The sequence below is a fragment of the Pseudomonas asgharzadehiana genome (assembly GCF_019139815.1).
Classification (GTDB): Bacteria; Pseudomonadota; Gammaproteobacteria; order Pseudomonadales; family Pseudomonadaceae; genus Aquipseudomonas; species Aquipseudomonas asgharzadehiana.
The window spans coordinates 2,572,063-2,592,168 of the sequence record NZ_CP077079.1; the positions used below are offsets into that span (position 1 = coordinate 2,572,063).

Genomic DNA, 20,106 nt, shown 5'->3' on the forward strand with positions numbered 1-20,106 from the left:
GCGCGTTGGAGGCGCACAGTGATTTTCGCTCGAGGCCGTTTCGATCAGGGACTGGCTGGGGAGGGCTTCAACGCCGGCTCCTTGTACGGCTCGATGCATCCAATCAGAAATCCGCTTTCGAGGATCCGCACCATGTCGATCAATGACCGGCTCACGCAGCATTTGAAACGAGGCAGCGTCGGCTTTCCGACCGCGCTGGCCAGCACCATTGGCCTGATCATGGCCAGCCCGGTGATTCTCACCGCGACCATGGGTTTCGGGATCGGCGGCAGCGCCTTTGCGGTGGCCATGCTGATTGCGGTGGTGATGATGCTGGCGCAGGCGACCACCTTCGCCGAAGCCGCCGCGATCCTGCCGACCACCGGCTCGGTCTACGACTACATCAATTGCGGCATGGGCCGTTTTTTTGCGATCACCGGCACCTTGTCGGCGTACCTGATCGTGCATGTGTTTGCCGGTACCGCTGAAACCATTCTGTCCGGGGTCATGGCGCTGGTGAACTTCGAGCACCTCAACACCCTGGCGGAATCCGCCGGGGGCTCGTGGTTGCTCGGGGTCGGCTTCGTGGTGGTGTTCGGCATCTTGAATGCCTTTGGCGTCAGCGCCTTCGGCAGGGCCGAGATCATCCTGACCTTCGGCATGTGGACCACGTTGATGGTGTTCGGCGTGCTGGGCCTGATCGCGGCGCCGGCGGTGCAACTGGAGGGCTGGTTCGGTGTGTCACTGGTGGGCACCGACGTGGTCACCGTCCTGTCATTGGTAGGCATGGCGATGTTCATGTTTGTCGGTTGCGAGTTCGTCACGCCGTTGGCTCCGGACTTGCGCAATTCGGCCAGGGTGATGCCCAAGGCCATGCTGTTGGGCTTGCTCAGCGTGGCCACCTGTATGTTTATCTACGGCGCGGCGATGAAGCGCCAGGTCGAAAACGTGTTGCTGGATGCCGCCACCGGCGTGCACCTGCTGGACACGCCGATGGCGATTCCGCGCTTTGCCGAGCAGGTCATGGGGCAGGTCGGCCCGCTGTGGCTGGGCATCGGTTTTTTGTTTGCCGGTGCCGCCACCATCAACACGCTGATGGCGGGCGTGCCGCGCATCCTCTATGGCATGGCCGTGGACGGCGCGCTGCCCAAGGTGTTCACCTACCTGCACCCACGCTTCAAGACGCCGTTGCTGTGCATCCTGGTGGCGATGCTGATTCCGTGCCTGCACGCCCTGTGGTTGGGCGGCAACGCTGACAACATCATGCATCTGGTGCTGGCGGCGGTGTGTGCCTGGAGTTTCTCGTACCTGCTGGTGACGCTGTCGGTGGTGATCCTGCGCATTCGCCGTCCTGATCTGCCACGGGCCTATCGCTCGCCGTTCTTCCCGTTGCCACAAATCCTGTCCAGCATCGGCATCTTGCTCGGGATGTGGTTCATCACCCCGCCGGGCATGAACCCCGCCGACATCTACGTGCCGTTCGGCGTGATGCTGGCGATTACCGCTGCCTACGCGCTGTTCTGGACATTGGTGGTGCAAAAGGTCAATCCATTCAAGCCGGCGTCGGTCGAAGACGTGCTGGCCAAGGAGTTTTCCCATGAGCCTGGCAACCTTTACAACGAGCCTTTCGAGCATGCTGCAAAAGCTGTCTGAGCTGTTCAGTGCGCAACGCGCCCCGGCCGGCTATCGGCCCGGGGTCACGCTTGAATACCTGCGGCGCAACCTTGGCCTGGCAAGTTTTACCTCCACCGGGCCGGCCAGTGCGGTGTTCAGCCTGGACGCCAGTGGCCTTGAGGTGACGATTGTCGAGCGCACCGAAGCGCAACTGCTGATGCACCTGGTGATGACCGAGTTCAGGATTCAGTTGCCCGCTTCACAGCAGGGCAGCGCACGCTGGGACCTGCACCACCGCGGGTCGATTCGGCGCACGGGGCTGGCGTGTCGGCAACGGGCGGGCGAAGCGACTTTGCTGGCCCGGCTGGAGGCTGCGTTGGCGGGTGATGCGTCGTTGCACGAAGCCCTGATGGCGCTGGATTTCAAGCACCTGCGCATCGAGTTGCAGGCACAGCAATGGCGCGTCCGGCTGGAGCACATGGGCGGCAGCGAAGTGGTCAACCGCATGCCGGCGTTTCGTCGTTACATCGCCCTGAGCCCAGCCCAGCGCGCCAGTCTGTTCACGGTGCTGGCGGGCTTGCAGCGAGTGCTGAGCGGGTTGTGATGAGTTGGCATCATTAGTGCTTTTACAGTTGGGATGCTGTGCTTGTTGCGCCTATATAGATAACATGTTAACTATTGGCCGACAAAAACAATAAGCCACTGTGGAGTTGCCATGAGCACCTATCAATCTGCGCACCATGGATTGGAAACCTGGACTCGGGATTTGCGCGCGGCCTGCGGCCATTTCGACACGGAACTGGCGTTTAACCGCTCACTGTTTATCGGTGAGGTGTCCAAGCGCGAGCGCGGTGGCCTGTCACTGGCCAACCTGCGCACCAATGCCGGGCTGATCAAGCGCGAACGACCCAACGCCGATCACGATAGGGACCAGCATTGTTTTCTCGTCAGCCAACGCAGTGGCTATTGCCAGATCACCCAGAACGGCCAGGTGGTGCAACTGGCCCCCGGCGACATGCTGCTGATGGACTCCACGGGCTCGATCGAGATCAGCCCGTTTGGCCTGATCGAACACGCCTCGCTGTCACTCTCGCGCAATGAAGTGTGCAAGCAACTGGGTGGCGCCGCGAAAACCTTCGGCAAGATCTCGTCGAGCAAGGCCTGTGGCCGCATGCTCCATGTGCTGATGGACCAACTGTGCCGGGAAGGGTTGGGCGACCAGGACCCGAACGAGGAGGCGCAGGCCCTGCAAGCGGCGTTTGTATCCTTGCTCGGTTCCGCCTTCGAAGCGCATGACGCGCCCGGTGAGGGCATGGCCTGCCTGCAGGGCAACAACCTGCGCAGCTATGTGCAGAAAGTCATCGACGAGTCGCTGACCCAGCCCGGCCTGAGCCCCGTGGGCCTGGCCAGTCGCTTGAATATCTCGGTGCGGCATTTGTACCGTTTGTTCGAAGAACAGGACGACAGTGTCTGCCGCTACATCCAGCGTGCGCGGCTCAAGCGCAGCGCGGATGACTTGACCAACCCGTTCCTCAAGAGCGAGTCGATCACCTCGATTGCCTACAAGTGGGGCTTCACCGACTCGGCGCACTTCAGTCGCTCGTTCAAGAAGCAATTCGAGCTGTCGCCCAAGGATTTTCGTTCGACCCATCTGCAACAGGCGGTGGGCGCGGTTTAGGTGGCCTTGTTTCACCTCAGGCAACATCACGGCTCGGGAGCAGGCAACTACCCAACTGATGCCCGCGATCCAACTGTGGGTTATGCCTGACAGGCCTTACTTCACTTCGGGCAACGTCGACCCGCCATCCACAATGATGGTCTGCCCGGTGATGTAGCTCGCCAGGTCCGAGGCCAGAAACAGCATGGCCCCGGCAATGTCCTGCGGCGCGCCGAGGCGGCCGAGTGGCACGCGGCTGGCGATGTCGGCGTTGACCTGAGCATCGCCCAGGTTGCCCATGGCCGGCGTGGCGATCATCCCCGGTTCCACGCCGTTGACCCTTACCCGGTTGCCGGCCAGTTCCAGTGCGGCACTGCGGATAAACCCGTTGACCCCGGCCTTTGACGCGGCGTAGTGGCTCAGCCCCGGATAGGCGACCCGTGGCCCGGTGACCGATGAGGTGACCAGCACGCAACCGCCGCCTTGACGCTGAAACATCGGCAAGGCGGCCTGGGTCAGCCAGAACAGCGCCGAGAGGTTGACCGCCAGCGTGCGCTCCAGCACGGCCGGGGTGATCTGCTCGAACGCGGTCAACGGAAAATAGCCAGCGTTGTGCACCAGGATGTCCAGGCGGCCCCAGTCGCGCTCGATGCCTTTGATCCCGTCGAACACCGCCGTCGCCTCGGCCAGATCGAGTTCGATGGCTTGGACCCTGCACCCCCGCGCAGCCAATTCGTCGGCCAACGCCTGGGCTTGCGCCCGACGCAGGTCAACGATCATCACGCGCGCGCCACGCAGCGCAAACGCTTCGACAACGGCCCGGCCGATGCCTTGCGCGCCGCCGGTGACCAGCACGCTTTTGCCGCTGAAATCGAGGTCTTCAGACATAGGGCTGCTCCATATGGGCGTAGGCCAGGGTCGGTACATCGACGATGCTCGAACCACCGTCGGCGACCACGCTGGCACCGGTGATGATCGAGGCGTCGGGGCCGGCCAGGAAGCGGCATACCCTGGCAATTTCTTCGGCGCTGGCGGGACGCCGCAACGGTACGTCGGCGCACACACGGGCGTAGGCCTGCTGCAGCGTATCGCCGTGGAAGTTCATCAAGGGCTGCATCTCCTCGTCGGCCATCGGCGTGGTGACCCAGCCAGGGCACACGGCGTTCACTCGCACGCCACGCGGCCCGTAGTCCCGCGCCAGTGAGCGGTTAAGCCCGAGCAGTGCGTGTTTGGCGGTGGTGTAGCCGCACACCTCGGGCCCGGCGGCCAACGACGCGATGGAGCCCAGCAGCACGATGCACCCGGCGCTCTCGATCAGCAGCGGCAGGCAGGCGCGGGCGCTGTAGAACGCGCTGTCCAGGTTGCTGCGCAGCGCCGCTACCCAGGTGGCCGGGCTGGTTTGGCTGGCGCTGCCCACGCCATGCCCACCGGCACAGGCCAGCAGCACATCGAGTCGGCCATGGTGTGCGCGAATCTGTGCGACGAACCTGTCCCACGTATCCGGGCAGGCCGCGTCGCCGACCAGCACCAGGCCACCGGTTTGTGCGGCGACCTGCTCCAATGGCTCGCGACGCCGGCCGATCAGCACCAGGTTGGCGCCTTCGGCAGCATACAGCCGCGCGCAGGCGGCACCGATGCCCGTGCCGGCACCGGTGATGACCACGGTTCGGGCGTCAGGCATCGGGATACTCCGTATGGTTGAGGACCTGGCAGTAGGAACTGACCGGAAAGTTCGACAGCTCATCGAAGGACGCACCGGCGTAGCCGAAAATCTTGCCGTCGCTGCGGTGCTGTTGCAGATCGATCAACACCAGGCCGAGGGTCGGGATGATCTTTTCGCGCCAGACGAACAGGTACAACTGGTCGGCAATCTTGTAGTAGTGGCAGCGATCGGTATCGCACAGGCCCTGTTCGACACCCTTGATGCACTGCCAGGAGTAGAACTGATCGTTCAGGTAAATGTGCTCGTAGACCTCGCTGGGGCTGTAGCGGTACAGGTTGCGCAAGCCGGTCAGTTCCTGGGTCGGTGCGTGCGGGCACTGGCCAGCCTGCCAGGGTTGATTCAGGCTGCCCTGTAGAAATTCCACGTGCACCGAGGTCAGGGCCTTGCCGGCCAGCGCGCGGCTGTACAGACCTTGTTCGGTTTGCTCGCGGCTCGGCATGCTGCCGATCACGGCGGTGAACGACGACGTGGCGGTATCCAGCACCAGGCTGATCGACCAGGCTTGCCCGGCTTCGTGCTTGATGAAATCGACCAGGTACAGGCCCGGACGCACCGAGGTGGCGCGGTAGGCGGCCGCACCGCTGGAGTGACCATCGGCGGCGTTCCAGTGCAGCGTGTCGGTTTCAAAGCGGTGCTCGATCTGCCAGCCGTTGGCGAAGTACAGCGTGAACGTCTTGCCGTTGAGGTCGGCCAGGTTGGGCAGGATAAAGGCTTCAGGGGCGAAACCGTCGGCAAGGGCGCCTACGGTGATCCAGTCGGATGGGGTGGTCATTGCATGGCTCCACGGGGTTGAGTTGACAACCCGGAGCATGCGGTGGGGAAGGGCGCGCGCCTATCAACCGAATGGTTGACCCCGCTTAAAGAAACAGCGCCGCCACCAGTTCGGTGCGGCTGCTGACGCCTGTTTTGCGAAACAGGTGAATCAGGTGGGTCTTGATGGTGGGCAGGCCGACGTCCAGCGCCTGGGCCAATTGTTTGTTGCTCGCGCCTTGGCGAAGCAACCAGGCGATCTGGCGCTCCTTGGGGGTAAGCCCGGCCAACCCGTCGTCTGTGGGCTGCATGTTAGCCACGGCCATTTGCAGCATCACCTGCAAGGCATTCAACTGGGCCAACTGGTCGAGGGTGAACACCCCTTGTTCAGCCGTGCGCAGCAGCGAGATGGCGGCCTGGGGCTGGTCGGCGCGATGGGCGACGATCTCCACCACATCGACCACCCCGTAGCGCGCCAGAAAGTCGCGGTAGCGGCGGCTGTCACGCAGCGGCTGCCGGGCCATGGCCAGCCCCAGCGGCACCACGGTGAGCCCGGTGGACAGGCAGTTGCGCGGCTGCAACGGATCGAATTGGCGGTAGTTGTCCAGGTAATCGCGGTGCATCTCACCGCTCATGCCCAGCAGCCTGAAATCACGGGCTTGCAGGTGGCGGTCGACGCAATAGAACGCCGCCTGGCTGGCGGGTACGAGTTGGGTGAAAGCCTGCAGGCAGTGGCCGGCGACTTCCTGGGCGGGGATGGCGTGCATGGTCGGTTACCTGCGCCGGAAAAAACGCTGCCGGCACACGCCGGCAGCGGGAGCGATCAGCCTACCGCAAAATAGTGCTTCACGAAGCTCTCGCTGACCACGTCCCACAGCACCGGTGTGCCTTTGGTCACGAACCAGCTGTCGCCGGCCTTGTAGCGGGTGCTCTGGCCGGTGCTTTCGTCGGTCAGTACCACTTCGCCGGTGACCACGGTGGCCTGTTCGGCGAACGGGTAGACCATGCGGAACTTGCCTTGGGTGGTGCCGAAATAGGCACTGCTGACCGGGTCGGTCGGGGCGCCGAAGGTCATCTTGCCGAAGGCCTTGACCTCGCCTTCGAGGATCTCGGAGCCGAGGTCGGCAACCGTGCCCCAGGGGTCGAGCTCCGATAATTGAATGTCTTTCTTCAGGGGGGTAACGGGCATGGCGGTTCTCCTGTGAATGAAACAGCGGGGGCTCAACGGCGACCGTTGAAGTAGCCCGACAGTTGGTGAAGGCTTTTGCCGGCGGTGAGCAGCAGCGGGCGGATATGGTCTTTGCCGAGGATCTGTGCGTGTTTGACCGAGCTGATCAGGTCATAGCGCGAAGAGCCTTCGCTCATGCCCTCGGCCAATACCTTGCAGATAATGTGGCTGGGCGTGACCCCGAAGCCGGCGTAGCCCTGCACGTAAAACGCGTTGGGGCGACCGCTGAGCGTGCCGATCTGCGGGAACAGGTTGGCCCCGGTCGCCATCGGCCCGCCCCAGGCCAGGTCGATCCTCACGTCCTTGAGGTACGGGAAAATCTTCAACATCAGGTTGCGGTTCCAGGCCTTGAGGTCCAGCGGGATGTGCTCGACAAAAGGCGTGGCGGCGCCGAACAGCAGGCGGTTTTCGCGGGTGACGCGGTAGTAGTCGATCACCGGGCGAATGTCGCTGTAGGCCCCGCGTATAGGGCTGATACGGTTGATCATCTCGTCCGACAGCGGTTCGGTCATCAGTTGGAAGGCGTAGGTGTTGACGGTGGTCTGGTGCAACTCGGGTTCAAGCTTGTTGAGGAAACTGTCGCAGGCCCACAGCAACTTGGCGGCCCTGACCGAACCACGGCCGGTGCGCACGGTGATGCGCTCGCCATAGCTGATTTCCAGGGCCGGGCTGTGCTCGAAGATGCGCACGCCATGCCCGGCCAACGCCTTGGCTTCGCCCAGCAACAGGTTGAGCGAGTGCACATGCCCGCCGCCCATGTGCAGCAACGCGCTGCTGTAGGCGTCGGAACCAATGATCTGCTTGACCTCGGACCCCGCCATGAAGCGGATTTCGTCCTTGGTGTTGATGGATTTGAAGTCCTTCTCCCAGGCGCGCAGGGTTTTTTCCTGGCGGGCATTGAAGCCCATGTAGCCGTAGCCGTGGCAGAAGTCGGCGTCGATGGAATATTTGGCGATGCGGTCCTTGATGATGCCGGCGCCCAGCTCGCTGATTTCAAAGATCTGGCGCAGGCCTTCGTCACCGACTTGCTGCTTGATCTTTTCCAGGTCATGGCCGATCCCCGCCATGATTTGCCCGCCATTGCGGCCCGTGCCACCGAAGCCCAGGTAGCGCGCCTCAAGCACCACGATGTTGGTGATGCCTTTTTCGGCGAGTTCCAGCGCGGTGTTGATGCCGGAGAAACCACCACCAATCACCACCACGTCGGCGTCTACGTCCTGTTCGAGGGTCGGGAAGCTGAGGTTGTATTTTTTGGTGGCCGAATAGTAGGTGGGCGTTTCGATATTAATCATTGCGCAGCCTGGAAAAGTGAAGGGGAACTCACTGCAGAGCCGGGTTTGAGCTCTATGCTTGTTGGCTGCTATTAGGTGCCTTCCGCGCGTTAGGTGTCTTGATTCTGTGTGCCGCCGCGCTTGACCGTGGCTGCCACTGAAGCCTGCGTAAGGGTAAAGCTGCACACGGGGGACCGGTGCCGATGCTAGAATCTTGTTAATCTGTTAACTAAATATGACGTCGACCTTTATATGCCTCAATTGCGCCAATCCCTGACCCTCAGTTTGCTCCATGCGCGGGAAGCCGCCATGGGGTTTTTTCGTCCTTCATTGAACCAGCACGGGTTGACCGAGCAGCAATGGCGGGTCATCCGGATCTTGAGCCAGCATCCAGAGCTGGAGATCAATCGCCTGGCCGAGTTGGCCTGCATCCTCAAGCCAAGCATGACGGGGGTGCTGGTACGCATGGAGGCGGCGGGCATGGTCGAGCGGCGCAAGGCGCACCAGGATCAACGGCGCGTGCTGGTGCGGCTGGCCGAGAAGGGGCACGCTTGTTTTGCTTCGATGAGCCAGTGCATGGAGGCCAATTATCAGCGCTTGCAAGCGGGGTTTGGCGAGGAGAAGTTGCAGACGCTTCTGGGTTTGCTCAATGAGCTCAAAACCCTGAAGCGTTGAGCCGAGACTGCAACTGTTAGGACAGTCTGATACACCGCTATCGGGAGCAAGCCCCCTCCCACAGGGGATCTCCATTTATCTTGAGATCTTGCCGGGGCTTTAGGCCGAACACCTCAACCCCTCGCTATCGCACGCTCTAGTAAATAGCTCCCGCCGCGTTGGCGGGCGCCGCTGAACCCTTGAACGCTGCCGCCAGGCTTTGCAGCCCACGCATCAGCACCGTGGTGTCCACGCCCACCGCGACGAACGCCGCGCCCAGTTCGATGTAGCGCCTGGCCAATGCCGGGTCGGCACTGAGAATGCCGGCTGCCTTGCCGGCCTGGCGGATGCGGGCGATGGCGTCTTCAATCGCCGCCTGCACCTCGGGGTGCCCGGGGTTGCCGCGATGGCCCATTGAGGCGCTCAGGTCGGCCGGCCCGATGAACACGCCGTCGACGCCTTCCACGGCCGCGATGGCGTCCAGGTTGGCCAGGCCTTCGCGGCTTTCGATCTGCACCAGCAGGCACATTTGCGCATCGGCCTGGTCGAGGTAACCGGCGATGCTGTTCCAGCGCGATGCCCGTGCCAGCGCACTGCCGACGCCGCGCACCCCGTTGGGCGGGTAATGGATGGCGTTCACCAGTGCTTGCGCCTGCGCTGCACTTTCGACCATCGGCACCAGCAAGGTCTGCGCACCGATGTCCAGTACTTGCTTGATCAAGGCGGTATCGCCGATCACCGGCCGGATCACCGGGTGGCTGGGGTAAGGCGCTACGGCCTGGAGCTGGCCGAGCATGCCGCGCAGGTCGTTGGGCGCGTGTTCGCCGTCGATCAGCAGCCAATCGAAGCCGGCGTTGGCGGCCAGTTCCGCGCAGTAGGCATCGGCCAGTCCCAGCCACAGGCCGATCTGCGTTTCGCCGCTGCGCAGGCGTTGTTTGAAGGTGTTCACAGGCATATCCATCGAGCAATCCTCCACTTACACAAAACGGCAGGCAATCGAGCCGAGCATGTCGTAGTCGACATGGAAGGTATCGCCGGGGTTGGCCGCCACCGGGCGGGTGAAGGAGCCGCCCAGGATGATTTGCCCAGGTTGCAGGGTGACGTCGTAGGCGGCCAGTTTGTTGGCGAGCCAGGCTACGCCCTTGGCCGGGTGGTTGAGTACGGCGGCCGATACGCCGGACTCTTCGATCACGCCGTTGCGGTACAACACGGCGGGCACCTTGCGCAGGTCGATCTCGGTGGGGCGCACGGCGCGTCCGCCCATCACCACGCCGGCGTTGGCCGCGTTATCGGAAATGGTGTCGAACACCTTGCGGGTCGCCTGGGTGTGCGGGTCGACCTGCTGGATGCGCGCGTCGATGATCTCCAGCGCCGGGATCACCCATTCGGTGGCGTCCAGCACGTCGAATACGGTCACATTCGGGCCTTTGAGCGGCTTGCCCAGGATGAACGCCAATTCGACCTCGACGCGCGGCACGATAAAGCGCTCGAAGGGAATATCGCTGCCTTCGTCGAAGAACATGTCGTCGAGCAGCGCACCGTAATCCGGCTCGCTGATGTTGGAAGACACCTGCATGGCGCGTGAGGTCAGGCCGATCTTGTGGCCGACCAGCTTGCGCCCGTCGCGGATTTTTTGCGCGACCCACGCACGCTGAATGGCGTAGGCGTCGTCAAGGGTGATTGCCGGGTGCTCCAGGGAAAACTGGCGCACCTGCTCGCGGGAGCGTTCCGCCTGGTCGAGGCGGGCGGCGGCTTGCTGGATAAGCGGTTGATCGAGCATGACAAGGGTCTCTTAGTGAGGGTTGACGATGGCCGCCTGGGTGCGCAGCACCAGCACGCCACCGAGTGCAATCAGCAATGCCAGGGCGTACAGGGCCAGGCTGGCGCTGTGGGTGGTGTCGCGCATCCAGCCGATCAGGTAGGGCGCGAAGAACGAAGCGATGCTGCCCAAGGAGCTGATCAAGGCAATGCCGGCGGCCTGGGTGTGGTTGGACAGGAACGCTGGCGGTAGCTGCCAGAACATCGGCAACGCCGCGCTGGCGCCCATGCCGGCGATGATCAGGCCGCCCAGCACCAGGGCCGGGTTGGCCGGGGCGAGCCCGGCGATGGCGATGCCGCCCGCCGCCATCAGCAACGGCACGCACAGGTGCCAGCGGCGTTCACGGTGCCGGTCGGACGAGCGCCCGCAGCCGATCATGAAAAAACAACCGGCCAGGTACGGCACCGCACTGAGCAACCCGACCTTGCCGTCGCTGCCGACCCCGGCGCCGTGGATCAGCGTCGGCATCCAGAACGCCAAGGTGTTGACCGCCAGCATCACCGCGAAATACACCGCCACCAGCAACCACACCTGGCGGTTGTGCAGGATGGCGGAGAACGAGGTGATGGATTTGCGTTGTTCTTCGCCGTGCAGTTGCTCGCGCAGTTGTTGTTTTTGCGCAGGCGTCAGCCAGGTAACGGTCTCGAAACTGTCCGGCAGGCATTTGAGCACCACCAGCCCGAGCAGGATGACCGGCGCGCCCTCGATCACGAACATCCACTGCCAGCCGCGCAGGCCGCCCAGGTCATGAAAATGTTCGAGGATGCCGCCCGAGAGCGGCCCGCCGATCACCCCGGCCATCGGCACCGCAATCGCGAACAAGGCGGTGATTTGCGCACGCTGGCCTGCCGGGTACCAACGGTTCAGGAACACCAGGATGCCCGGAAAGAAACCCGCCTCGGCCACCCCGAGTAAAAAGCGCAGCACATAAAAGCCCATCGCGCTGTCGACCAGGAACATGCAGGTCGACAGCGCGCCCCACACCACCATCAGCGTGGCAATCCAGCGGCGCGGGCCGACACGGTCCAGGGCCATGTTGCTCGGCACGCCGAACAGCGCATAGGCGATGAAGAACAGACCGGCACCGAAGCCATAGACGGTGTCGCTGAAGTTCAGGTCGGTACTCATCTGCATCTTGGCGAAGCCGATGTTGATGCGGTCGAGGTGTGCGAACAGATAACAGATCAACAACAGCGGCATCAGCCGCCAGGTGATGAGGCCGTGTGTGCGGTCGCGGGCGATGGTGGCCGGTGTGTCGGCGGTATTGGCTGTGCTCATGGTTTTATACTTTTTGTCTGAGAGGCCGATGGAACGAACGGGCAGGGCGGGTTAGCCCACCTGTGCCTTGAGGAAAGCGTGCACATTGTTCTGCTTGAAATTGAGCTGTTCGTGCAGTTCGACCATTTCAAACGACAAGGCCAGCAGGCGTTGGGCTTGCAGCGCGGCGAAGTGCGCGGTGATCACCTCGAAGAGTTTTTCGGCGACCTTCTGCCGGGTTGCCAGGTCGCGGCCATGGCCGACTTTCAGGGTCATGTGCACGAAGGCGTAGTCGTGCTTGCCGTCAGCCATGCGCCAGGTGTCCAGGCGCACGCCACGGCTGCGGATGCCGCCCAGCGGGAACACGCCGCTGTCACCCAGGGTGGCGTGGACTTTTTCGAACAGGCCGGGCAGGTCCGCCTGCTGTTCGAGGTTGTCGGTGTACTCAGCGATGAAGTGGGGCATGGTGGCTCCTTCTGGCCGCGCGGGGATGCCGGGCGGCCATGCGGTCAAACAGGGAAAATGGCGTTGATCTGCCCGGTGCCCGAGCTGCCGAAGGGTTCGGTGATGATCTCGGCGGGCTGGGTGTAATCCGGCCCGCCAAGCAACCCCAGAAGCATCGCGGTGTCGTGCATCTTGCCTTCGCCAAAACAGTGCTCGGCGTAGTCGGGGAGCATGGCGCAGAATTCTTTCCAGCGACCCTGGCGCCACAGCTCCACCACATGCAGGTCGACCTGCTTGTCGAACTCGCGCGTCCAGTTGTGGATATTGGCTTCGGCGTTGCGGTCGTCGCTGAAGCGGTGCGACAGCGACCCCGAGGCCAGCACCACGACTTTGCGATCGCTCTTTTCGATGGCCCGGCGTACGGCGGCGCCGAAGGTGAAGCTGTCTTGCAGGCGGTGCCAGGCGCACCAGGCGGCAATCGAGACCACGTTGAGTTTCTGATCGTCCGGCACGCCCATGTGCATGTAGCGCATCGGCACCAGCGTGCCGTATTCCAGCTCCAGGCTCGGAATGTTGTGGGCCAGGGTACGCACGTCGGCGGCGTTGGCCTCCAGCGCGATCAGCTCGCCCAGCTCCGGGCAGCCCGGGTACTCGTACTCCATGTTCTTGATGAAGTGCGGCAGTTCGTTGCTGGTGTAGATACCCTTGAAGTGCTCGCCGCTGTTGACGTGATAGGCGCTGTTGACCAGCCAGTGCACATCGAACACCACGGCGGTATCGGCGCCCAGTTCGCGGGCACGCCGGCCGATTTCCTTGTGGCCGGCAATCGCCGCCTCACGGCAGCCATGGTGTTTGCCGGGCAGCTCCGACAAATACATCGAGGGGACGTGGCAGATTTTCGCGGCCAGGACGACTTCGCCCATGATGATTCTCCTGAAATTGTTGTTGTTGTCTTAGGGGATTTTGGTGTTGCTCAGACGCCCCAGCGTGGAATGTGATGACTGCCCATCGAGATGCACACGTTCTTGATTTCGGCGAACACCTCGAAGCTGTACTGGCCGCCTTCACGGCCGGTGCCGGAACCTTTCACCCCGCCGAACGGCTGGCGCAGGTCGCGCACGTTCTGGCTGTTGATGAATACCATGCCGGCTTCGATGCCATGGGCCAGACGATGCGCCTTGCCGATGTCCTGGGTCCAGATGTAAGACGCCAGGCCGTATTCGGTATCGTTGGCCAGTTGCAGGGCGCTGGCTTCGTCCTTGAACGGAATCAGGCAGACCACCGGGCCGAAGATTTCTTCCTGGGCAATGCGCATGTTGTTGTTCACATCGGCAAACACCGTCGGCTGGATGAACTGGCCTTTGCTCAAGTGCGCCGCCAGGTTGGCCGGGCGCTCCAGGCCGCCGGCGAGCAGGGTGGCGCCTTCTTCGAGGCCGATCTTGATGTAGCCGGTGACCTTGTCGTAGTGGGCCTGGGTGATCATCGAGCCGACCTGGGTCTTCGGGTCTTGCGGGTCGCCGACAATCAGGCGTTTGGCGCGCGCGGCAAACTCGGCGACGAACTGCGGGTAAACGCTTTCCTGGATAAAGATCCGGCTGCCGGCGGTGCAACGTTCGCCGTTGAGCGAAAAAATCGTAAACAGCGCCGCGTCGAGGGCACGCTCAAGGTCGGCGTCTTCGAAGATCAGCACCGGCGATTTGCCGCCCAGTTCCATGGAGTACTTTTTCAGCCCGGCGGTCTGCATGATCTTCTTGCCGGTGGCGGTGCCGCCGGTGAACGAAATCGCGCGCACGTCCGGGTGGCGCACCAATGCATCGCCGGCGGTGGCGCCGTAACCCTGGATCACGTTCAGCACGCCATTGGGGATGCCGGCTTCGACGGCCAGGCGCCCCAGTTCGTTGGCGGTCAGCGGTGACAGCTCGGACATCTTCAGCACGGCGGTATTGCCCAGCGCCAGGCATGGCGCGGTCTTCCAGGTGGCGGTCATGAACGGCACGTTCCATGGCGAGACCAATGCGCAAACCCCTACCGGTTGGTACAGGGTGTAGTTGAGCATTTGGTCATCGACCGGGTAGCTGTGACCGTCCATGCGCGTGCAGACTTCGGCGAAGAAATCGAAGTTGTGTGATGCACGTGGAATCAACACGTTTTTGGTCTGGTGAATCGGCAGGCCCGTGTCCAGGGTTTCGAGTTCAGCCAGGCGCGGTACGTTCTGTTCGATCAGCTCGCCGAGCCTGCGCATCAGGCGCGCGCGTTCTTTGGCGGGGGTGCCGGCCCATTTCGGAAAGGCTTCCTTGGCCGCCGCCACCGCCTGCGCCACTTCCTCGGCGCCGCCGCTGGCGACTTCACCGATGGCGTCACCGGTGGCCGGGTTGTAGTTGACGAACACGTCTTTGCTTTCGACCTCACGGCCGTTGATCCAATGGTTGATCATGCTGTTCAAGCCTCTTTACGGGCGTTGAAGAACGCCGCTTCGCTGACAATTCGATTGACCAGGCGGCCTACGCCTTCGACTTCCACCACCACTTCATCGCCGGGCACGACGTCGGCCAGGCCTTCTGGCGTACCCGTGGCGATCATGTCGCCGGGCTGCAAGGTCATGAAGCTGGACAGGTATTCGATCAGGTAGGGGATGTCGAAAATCATGTCCTTTGTGCTGCCTTCCTGGCGCAGCTCACCGTTGATCCAGGTGCGCAGCCTCAGGTTGCTCGGGTCGGGCACATCGGCCACGTCGATGAGCCACGGGCCGACAGGCGTGGTGGCGTCGCGGTTTTTCACGCGCAGGTTGGGGCGGTAGTAGTTTTCCAGGTAGTCACGAATGGCGTAGTCGTTGCACACCGTGTAGCCGGCCACGTAGTCCAGGGCGTGTTCGCGCTTGACGTTGCGCGCAGGTTTACCGATGACGGCCACCAGTTCGCACTCGTAGTGCATGTAGGCGACGTTATCCGGGCGCCAGGTCACCTGGTTGTGGCCGGTGTAGGTGCCGGGGGACTTGATGAAGGCCAGCGGCTCGGTGGGCGGCTTGAACGCCAGTTCGGCGGCGTGGTCGGCGTAGTTCAGGCCCAGGGCGAACATGCTGCCGGTGGCCGGTGGCAGCCACTGGACCTGGTCCTCGGCCAGCAGCCGACCATCGGCCAGGCGCACGGCGTTGTTGTCTTCGACATGGGCGAGGTGGACTTCGCCTTCAAATTGGATACGGGCGTGTTTCATGCAAGCTCCTGTTACTCGGCCACGACGTGGTTGGCGAGGCGGCCCAAACCGCTGATTTCAACTTCGATGGTGTCGCCCGGCTGCACATCGACACGACCTTGCGGGGTGCCGGTGATCAACACGTCGCCGGCGTGCAGGGTCATGAACTCGCTGATTTCGGCGATCAGCAAAGGAATGTTGCGCACGAAGTTGGCGGTGGTGTCTTGCTGGCGAACCTCACCGTTGACGTACAGCGTGATCGCCAGGCTATGGGGGTCGGTGACTTGCGCGGTGGGGATCAACTCGGGCCCCACGGCACAAAAACCATCACGGCATTTGGCTTTGACGGCAGGGCGGTAGTAGCTGTCTTCGGGCAAGCTGAACTCATTGACGATGGTGTAGCCGGCGACGTAGTCGAGGGCTTCGGCGGCGCTTACACGGCTGGCGCTTTTGCCCATCACCACGCCCAGCGCCGGGCCAGGTTGCAAGCGTTGGCCCTGGCCTGGATGTACCACCGCGGCGCCGTGCCGATTGCGCGTGTTGGGCGTCTTGATAAACAGCACCGGTTTGATCGGCGGCGTTTGATACGGCGGCTGTTCGAATTCGCCAAGGCGCTGTTTGAGCAGCCCCTGGTAGTTCAGCGCGACACCGAACAGGGTGCCGGTCGCGACGTCATGCAAGGCACGGCTCATGCTTTCTCCTGGCAGAGCCATGGGTGGCTCCGTTTGTTAATGTGTTAACAGTTATAATTAAGATGTTAACTATCGTCAAGCGTGGCAAACGTTCTTCACGGTGGTTGCGCTGCGCGATTCGGTGCAGGATGGGCGCCACGGCAATCACAATAAAAACGAGTAGCGTGCGATGACTGACCGCCAACCCATCCCCAACATCAACATTGGCCAGGTGTACGACCAGCGCTACCGCGACGCGCAGGTGCATTACGACCGGCTGGCCAACCTGGCGGGTTTCTTCGGACGCAACATGCCGGTGCACCGGCATGACCGGTTCTTCCAGGTGCACTACGTCAAGAGCGGCACCGTGCGCGTGTACCTGGACGACCAGCAGTACGTCGAGTCCGGGCCGATGTTTTTCCTCACGCCGCCTACCGTGCCGCACTCCTTCGTCACCGAGGCCGACAGCGATGGGCACGTGCTGACGGTGCGCCAGCAGTTGGTCTGGCAACTGATCGAGACCGACCCCAGCCTGGCGCCGGCCGGTGCGCAATTGCCGGCGGCGTGCGTCGCGCTGGCACACCTGGGCCCGCACTACGCGAGTGAAATACGCCGGCTGGATTTTTTGTTCGATGAGTTGAGCGAAGAGGTGGACGCCCGTCGCCCAGGGCATGGCGCGGCCCTGGACAGCTTGACGCGCTTGATCATGGTCAGCCTGTTGCGGCTGTGCTCCCATTCGTTGAAAGCCACGCCCGCGCGGCACGAAGACTTGAAGATCTTCCACCGTTTCAACGAACTGATCGAAGCGCACTACCTGCAACACTGGCCGTTGTCGCGGTATGCGCAAGGCATCGGCGTGACAGAGGCGCGCCTCAACGATGTGTGCCGACGCATCGCCGACCTGCCGTCCAAGCGCCTGATCCTGGAGCGCCTGATGCAGGAGGCCAAGCGCCTGCTGTTGTTCACCGGCAGCTCCGCCAACGAAATCTGCTACCAGCTCGGGTTCAAGGACCCGGCCTATTTCAGTCGTTTTTTCCAGCGCTACGCACAGCTCACGCCGGGGGAGTATCGCCAGCGGCAATTGGGTTTGCGTTGAGCCAGGCATGGGCCGTTGCGCCTTGGTCTTGTTGATTTCGTCGGGTCAGCATGACCAGCGCGGCGCTCGCACAGAATGGCTTTTACACGGAACCGATTGCACTTTTCACAGGCTTGCGTGCGCCGGGCGGCGACACTAAGCTGCCGACTCGATCATCCACGTGGTGCCGATATGGCCAACCCCAGACCTTCGCTGACCCTGACCCTGCTGCAAGCCCGTGAAGCCGCCATGGCGTTTTTCCGGCCGGCGCTGAACAAGCATGAACTGACCGAACAGCAGTGGCGGGTGATTCGCATCCTGCGCCAGCAGGGCGAATTGGAAAGCCATCAACTTGCCCAGCAGGCCTGCATCCTGAAACCCAGCATGACCGGCGTATTGACCCGCCTGGAGCGCGATGGCCTGGTGCGTCGGCAAAAGTCCAGCCAGGACCAGCGGCGCGTATTCGTCGGCCTCACCGAACGCGGCCAGCAGTGTTTTGTGTCGATGAGCGAAGGCATGGAAAGCAACTACCGCAAGATCGAAGAACAGTTTGGCGCGGAAAAAATGGAGCAGTTGCTGGGCCTGCTCAACGAGCTGAAAAATATAAAGCCGTGATGCGCAAAAAATCGTTAACAGATGAACGTATTGGCCCGCGGGCGACCTGTGTTGGTCCCGCGCACTATCCCTTTTCGGCACAAATGCGCGACCTGTCCTGAGTTCGGAATGGAACTTGCCTTGTAGGTGACCCGTAAGCCTTGCAACTGAAAAAGGTCGGGTCCATGAACAACAATAATGAGCGGATGCCCGCGGTTTCGAAGACGGTGCGGTCTATGCCGCCCCTCCAGCGCTTCCTGACGAGTGACATCGATGAGCACGCCCGCAATATGCAGGGCTGGCAAGTTCGCTACGATCAGTTATCGCCGGGTGCCTTTGAAGGCGAGCTGATTGAGTTCCGCTCGGGCTGGATGCAACTGGCCCGCGACCGCTCTAATCAAGCCATGATCAAGAGCGGAGAAGCCTGGGACGGTGCGATCACCTTCAGCTTGCCGCTGAGTGCGCATGGGCCGGTGTACTGTGCCGGGCACCCGATTCACGACCCCAGCCTGCTGGTTGCCCACGGGCGCAACCTGCCCGAGCTGCATACGCCCCAGCACCTTGACCTGCTCAGCGTGGCGATTGACGAGCACGTGCTGCAACACATTCTGGAACGACAGGGCAGCCCCTTTCGAATTACCGATCTTCCCAAGTGTTACCGTTTGGGCGACTCACCGGTGCAACAGGCACTCTCGTCCTTGTTCGACGCACTGGCAGGGTGCGAGCAAAAGCGTGACGCGCTGTTCGGGCATGACGCGATCCGTCGCGGCATCCGCGATACGGTGATGCTGCACGTACTGGAGCTGATTGCGCCGGACCAGGCGCCACCCCTGAACCCCACGGCGCGTAAACGAATGGTCGACCGCGCCCGCGAGTACGCGCTCAGTCATCTCGATGAGCCGCTGTCGATCCTCGACCTGTGCAACCACATCGGCGCCAGCCGGCGCAAACTCCAGTACTGCTTCCAGGAAACCCTGGGGATCAACCCGGTGGCCTATTTGCGTGCATTGCGCCTCAACGCGGTGCGTCGCGAACTGCGTATGAGCATGCCGCCGCAAGGGGTCCAGGCCGTGGCGGCGCGCTGGGGTTTCTGGCACCTGAGCCGGTTCTCGGGCGATTACCGCACCATGTTTGGCGAAAGCCCTTCGCAGACCCTGCGACGCGCTCAACTCTGCTGAAAACGGATAACCCGCCCCCAGCGCTGCTCAATACGATGGCCCACACCACTTGATGGGAGGGCATTCGATGAGCAACAACAATAACGCAAGCGCCGCACGCATGACGCTGTTCACCCTGGGGTTGCTCGGCTGCTGCGCCGCGGCCCAGGCTACCGAGAACGGTGCGCCGACCACGGCGGTCGGGGTGTATGACTTCGGCGCGGGGATGATGCCGCCGGCCACGCCGTTCGGCACGCTGGGGCTGCGAACGGCGTTCTATTCGGCCAACGTGCAGAAGGATCGCCACGGGCGCTCCGTCGACAACCACTTCTCACTGGATGTGTTGTCCATCGGCGTCGCCTACATGCGCATGACGGATCACACCGTGCTGGGCGCCAACTACGGCTACGGGGTGGTGGTGCCGTTCTTCAAGATGGACGCTTCCGTCAAGGTGCCGACGCCGGTCGGGCCCTTGCATCTGGAAGCCGATCCGTTCCGAATGGCCGACATGCAATTTCTGCCGCTGATCCTGCAGTGGAACCTGTCGCCGAACCTGTTCATCAACACCCAGTTGCAGATCCAGGCACCCACCGGCGACTACGACAAGAATCGCTTGATTTCCCCGGGGCTCAACCACTGGACGTTCTCGCCGATCGTCAACGCCACCTACATCACCGACAGTGGCTTTGAGGTGTCTTCAAGCTTTGAAGTCGACGTCAACACGCGCAACCCCGCGACCGACTACAAAAACGGTGTCGAGTACCGCCACGAATTTGCCGTGGGCCAGCATGTGGGTCCCTGGACCCTGGGCCTGGGCGGTTACTACTACCGCCAGTTCAGCGATGACGACGCGCCGGGGCTGCAATCGGGCAATCGCGCACGAGTGTTGGCGGTGGGGCCGGCGGTGAGCTACTTCAAGCCCGGCCTGCCACCCATCTGGCTGCATGCCTACAAGGAAACCGACGCCCGCAACCGGGCCGAAGGCTACACCGTGGCGCTGCGTATTTCTCAAAGCTTTTAAGGG

At 62.6% G+C, this 20,106-nt stretch carries 22 protein-coding genes; 8 read left to right on the forward strand and 14 right to left on the reverse strand.

What is annotated here, in order from left to right; translation table 11 throughout:
• Positions 1–132 precede the first annotated feature (132 nt).
• From KSS96_RS11890 to feaR, 3 genes are all read left to right on the forward strand, one after another.
• Entirely contained in the window at positions 133–1,632 is a 1,500-nt protein-coding gene (locus KSS96_RS11890) for an APC family permease (protein WP_065877794.1), read from the forward strand.
• Positions 1,613–2,197 carry a DUF3156 family protein gene (locus KSS96_RS11895; protein ID WP_017528287.1) on the forward strand — a complete coding sequence of 195 codons (585 nt, stop codon included), beginning with the start codon at positions 1,613–1,615 and terminating at the stop codon, positions 2,195–2,197. Before KSS96_RS11890 ends, KSS96_RS11895 begins: the two co-directional genes overlap by 20 nt.
• Positions 2,198–2,308: 111 nt before the next feature.
• A complete protein-coding gene (feaR, locus tag KSS96_RS11900) occupies positions 2,309–3,271 on the forward strand; it encodes a transcriptional regulator FeaR (protein ID WP_017528288.1) in 963 nt (320 codons plus the stop codon).
• A gap of 96 nt (positions 3,272–3,367) precedes the next feature.
• On the opposite strand, the gene KSS96_RS11905 is transcribed toward feaR, so the two are convergent.
• From KSS96_RS11905 to KSS96_RS11930, 6 genes are all read right to left on the reverse strand, one after another.
• On the reverse strand, positions 3,368–4,138 hold the full coding sequence (locus tag KSS96_RS11905; RefSeq protein ID WP_017528289.1) for an SDR family oxidoreductase: 771 nt from the start codon (positions 4,136–4,138) through the stop codon (positions 3,368–3,370).
• Complete coding sequence (locus KSS96_RS11910; protein ID WP_065877796.1) at positions 4,131–4,931, reverse strand: SDR family NAD(P)-dependent oxidoreductase; 801 nt, start codon at positions 4,929–4,931, stop codon at positions 4,131–4,133. The genes KSS96_RS11905 and KSS96_RS11910 overlap by 8 nt, the downstream gene beginning before the upstream one ends.
• Positions 4,924–5,745, reverse strand: coding sequence for a molybdenum cofactor biosynthesis F family protein (locus KSS96_RS11915; RefSeq protein WP_026067288.1), 822 nt, complete (start codon positions 5,743–5,745; stop codon positions 4,924–4,926). Before KSS96_RS11915 ends, KSS96_RS11910 begins: the two co-directional genes overlap by 8 nt.
• An 85-nt stretch (positions 5,746–5,830) precedes the next feature.
• Positions 5,831–6,490: a response regulator transcription factor gene (locus tag KSS96_RS11920; RefSeq protein WP_065877798.1), complete on the reverse strand. Its 660-nt coding sequence runs from the start codon at positions 6,488–6,490 to the stop codon at positions 5,831–5,833.
• 56 nt (positions 6,491–6,546) lie between these two features.
• Entirely contained in the window at positions 6,547–6,912 is a 366-nt protein-coding gene (locus KSS96_RS11925; RefSeq protein ID WP_017528293.1) for a cupin domain-containing protein, read from the reverse strand.
• A gap of 32 nt (positions 6,913–6,944) precedes the next feature.
• A complete protein-coding gene (locus KSS96_RS11930) occupies positions 6,945–8,243 on the reverse strand; it encodes an NAD(P)/FAD-dependent oxidoreductase (RefSeq protein WP_065877800.1) in 1,299 nt (432 codons plus the stop codon).
• Between the two features lie 231 nt (positions 8,244–8,474).
• Between KSS96_RS11930 and hpaR (KSS96_RS11935) the strand changes: the two genes are divergently transcribed.
• A complete protein-coding gene (gene hpaR / locus KSS96_RS11935) occupies positions 8,475–8,897 on the forward strand; it encodes a homoprotocatechuate degradation operon regulator HpaR (protein WP_017528295.1) in 423 nt (140 codons plus the stop codon).
• 136 nt (positions 8,898–9,033) lie between these two features.
• Here hpaR (KSS96_RS11935) and hpaI read toward each other — a convergent pair whose 3' ends face one another.
• From hpaI to KSS96_RS11975, 8 genes are read right to left on the reverse strand one after another with little or no spacing between them, the layout of a single operon-like run.
• Entirely contained in the window at positions 9,034–9,837 is an 804-nt protein-coding gene (hpaI, locus tag KSS96_RS11940) for a 4-hydroxy-2-oxoheptanedioate aldolase (RefSeq protein ID WP_017528296.1), read from the reverse strand.
• A 15-nt stretch (positions 9,838–9,852) separates the two neighbouring features.
• The gene (gene hpaH, locus KSS96_RS11945; RefSeq protein ID WP_065877802.1) at positions 9,853–10,656 is read right to left on the reverse strand and encodes a 2-oxo-hept-4-ene-1,7-dioate hydratase; all 804 of its coding nucleotides are present in this window, start codon (positions 10,654–10,656) and stop codon (positions 9,853–9,855) included.
• Between the two features lie 12 nt (positions 10,657–10,668).
• Positions 10,669–11,973: an MFS transporter gene (locus KSS96_RS11950; RefSeq protein ID WP_217856335.1), complete on the reverse strand. Its 1,305-nt coding sequence runs from the start codon at positions 11,971–11,973 to the stop codon at positions 10,669–10,671.
• Between the two features lie 51 nt (positions 11,974–12,024).
• On the reverse strand, positions 12,025–12,417 hold the full coding sequence (locus KSS96_RS11955; RefSeq protein WP_017528299.1) for a tautomerase family protein: 393 nt from the start codon (positions 12,415–12,417) through the stop codon (positions 12,025–12,027).
• A gap of 44 nt (positions 12,418–12,461) precedes the next feature.
• Positions 12,462–13,319: a 3,4-dihydroxyphenylacetate 2,3-dioxygenase gene (hpaD, locus tag KSS96_RS11960; RefSeq protein ID WP_017528300.1), complete on the reverse strand. Its 858-nt coding sequence runs from the start codon at positions 13,317–13,319 to the stop codon at positions 12,462–12,464.
• A 50-nt stretch (positions 13,320–13,369) separates the two neighbouring features.
• Entirely contained in the window at positions 13,370–14,830 is a 1,461-nt protein-coding gene (gene hpaE / locus KSS96_RS11965; RefSeq protein ID WP_065877806.1) for a 5-carboxymethyl-2-hydroxymuconate semialdehyde dehydrogenase, read from the reverse strand.
• 5 nt (positions 14,831–14,835) lie between these two features.
• Entirely contained in the window at positions 14,836–15,606 is a 771-nt protein-coding gene (locus KSS96_RS11970; protein ID WP_017528302.1) for a fumarylacetoacetate hydrolase family protein, read from the reverse strand.
• Between the two features lie 11 nt (positions 15,607–15,617).
• Positions 15,618–16,277: a fumarylacetoacetate hydrolase family protein gene (locus KSS96_RS11975; protein WP_065877810.1), complete on the reverse strand. Its 660-nt coding sequence runs from the start codon at positions 16,275–16,277 to the stop codon at positions 15,618–15,620.
• Between the two features lie 169 nt (positions 16,278–16,446).
• Here KSS96_RS11975 and hpaA point away from each other — a divergent pair, with 169 nt between their 5' ends.
• The 4 genes from hpaA to KSS96_RS11995 all read left to right on the forward strand — a co-directional run bounded on the left by hpaA (position 16,447) and on the right by KSS96_RS11995 (position 20,103).
• Positions 16,447–17,352, forward strand: a complete 906-nt coding sequence (gene hpaA / locus KSS96_RS11980; protein WP_017528304.1) for a 4-hydroxyphenylacetate catabolism regulatory protein HpaA — start codon at positions 16,447–16,449, stop codon at positions 17,350–17,352.
• Between the two features lie 171 nt (positions 17,353–17,523).
• Positions 17,524–17,946 carry a homoprotocatechuate degradation operon regulator HpaR gene (gene hpaR, locus KSS96_RS11985; RefSeq protein WP_017528305.1) on the forward strand — a complete coding sequence of 141 codons (423 nt, stop codon included), beginning with the start codon at positions 17,524–17,526 and terminating at the stop codon, positions 17,944–17,946.
• Between the two features lie 164 nt (positions 17,947–18,110).
• The gene (locus tag KSS96_RS11990; RefSeq protein WP_026067289.1) at positions 18,111–19,103 is read left to right on the forward strand and encodes a helix-turn-helix domain-containing protein; all 993 of its coding nucleotides are present in this window, start codon (positions 18,111–18,113) and stop codon (positions 19,101–19,103) included.
• A 67-nt stretch (positions 19,104–19,170) separates the two neighbouring features.
• Complete coding sequence (locus tag KSS96_RS11995; RefSeq protein WP_017528307.1) at positions 19,171–20,103, forward strand: SphA family protein; 933 nt, start codon at positions 19,171–19,173, stop codon at positions 20,101–20,103.
• The last annotated feature ends 3 nt before the right edge of the window (positions 20,104–20,106 follow it).

What these genes read in the sequence shown, in the direction of transcription:
- KSS96_RS11890 (WP_065877794.1), top strand. Translation starts at nt 133, where the DNA reads ATGTCGATCAATGACCGGCTCACGCAGCATTTGAAACGAGGCAGCGTC.
- KSS96_RS11895 (WP_017528287.1), top strand. Translation starts at nt 1,613, where the DNA reads ATGCTGCAAAAGCTGTCTGAGCTGTTCAGTGCGCAACGCGCCCCGGCC.
- feaR (WP_017528288.1), top strand. Translation starts at nt 2,309, where the DNA reads ATGAGCACCTATCAATCTGCGCACCATGGATTGGAAACCTGGACTCGG.
- KSS96_RS11905 (WP_017528289.1), bottom strand. Translation starts at nt 4,138, where the DNA reads ATGTCTGAAGACCTCGATTTCAGCGGCAAAAGCGTGCTGGTCACCGGC.
- KSS96_RS11910 (WP_065877796.1), bottom strand. Translation starts at nt 4,931, where the DNA reads ATGCCTGACGCCCGAACCGTGGTCATCACCGGTGCCGGCACGGGCATC.
- KSS96_RS11915 (WP_026067288.1), bottom strand. Translation starts at nt 5,745, where the DNA reads ATGACCACCCCATCCGACTGGATCACCGTAGGCGCCCTTGCCGACGGT.
- KSS96_RS11920 (WP_065877798.1), bottom strand. Translation starts at nt 6,490, where the DNA reads ATGCACGCCATCCCCGCCCAGGAAGTCGCCGGCCACTGCCTGCAGGCT.
- KSS96_RS11925 (WP_017528293.1), bottom strand. Translation starts at nt 6,912, where the DNA reads ATGCCCGTTACCCCCCTGAAGAAAGACATTCAATTATCGGAGCTCGAC.
- KSS96_RS11930 (WP_065877800.1), bottom strand. Translation starts at nt 8,243, where the DNA reads ATGATTAATATCGAAACGCCCACCTACTATTCGGCCACCAAAAAATAC.
- hpaR (WP_017528295.1), top strand. Translation starts at nt 8,475, where the DNA reads ATGCCTCAATTGCGCCAATCCCTGACCCTCAGTTTGCTCCATGCGCGG.
- hpaI (WP_017528296.1), bottom strand. Translation starts at nt 9,837, where the DNA reads ATGGATATGCCTGTGAACACCTTCAAACAACGCCTGCGCAGCGGCGAA.
- hpaH (WP_065877802.1), bottom strand. Translation starts at nt 10,656, where the DNA reads ATGCTCGATCAACCGCTTATCCAGCAAGCCGCCGCCCGCCTCGACCAG.
- KSS96_RS11950 (WP_217856335.1), bottom strand. Translation starts at nt 11,973, where the DNA reads ATGAGCACAGCCAATACCGCCGACACACCGGCCACCATCGCCCGCGAC.
- KSS96_RS11955 (WP_017528299.1), bottom strand. Translation starts at nt 12,417, where the DNA reads ATGCCCCACTTCATCGCTGAGTACACCGACAACCTCGAACAGCAGGCG.
- hpaD (WP_017528300.1), bottom strand. Translation starts at nt 13,319, where the DNA reads ATGGGCGAAGTCGTCCTGGCCGCGAAAATCTGCCACGTCCCCTCGATG.
- hpaE (WP_065877806.1), bottom strand. Translation starts at nt 14,830, where the DNA reads ATGATCAACCATTGGATCAACGGCCGTGAGGTCGAAAGCAAAGACGTG.
- KSS96_RS11970 (WP_017528302.1), bottom strand. Translation starts at nt 15,606, where the DNA reads ATGAAACACGCCCGTATCCAATTTGAAGGCGAAGTCCACCTCGCCCAT.
- KSS96_RS11975 (WP_065877810.1), bottom strand. Translation starts at nt 16,277, where the DNA reads ATGAGCCGTGCCTTGCATGACGTCGCGACCGGCACCCTGTTCGGTGTC.
- hpaA (WP_017528304.1), top strand. Translation starts at nt 16,447, where the DNA reads ATGACTGACCGCCAACCCATCCCCAACATCAACATTGGCCAGGTGTAC.
- hpaR (WP_017528305.1), top strand. Translation starts at nt 17,524, where the DNA reads ATGGCCAACCCCAGACCTTCGCTGACCCTGACCCTGCTGCAAGCCCGT.
- KSS96_RS11990 (WP_026067289.1), top strand. Translation starts at nt 18,111, where the DNA reads ATGAACAACAATAATGAGCGGATGCCCGCGGTTTCGAAGACGGTGCGG.
- KSS96_RS11995 (WP_017528307.1), top strand. Translation starts at nt 19,171, where the DNA reads ATGAGCAACAACAATAACGCAAGCGCCGCACGCATGACGCTGTTCACC.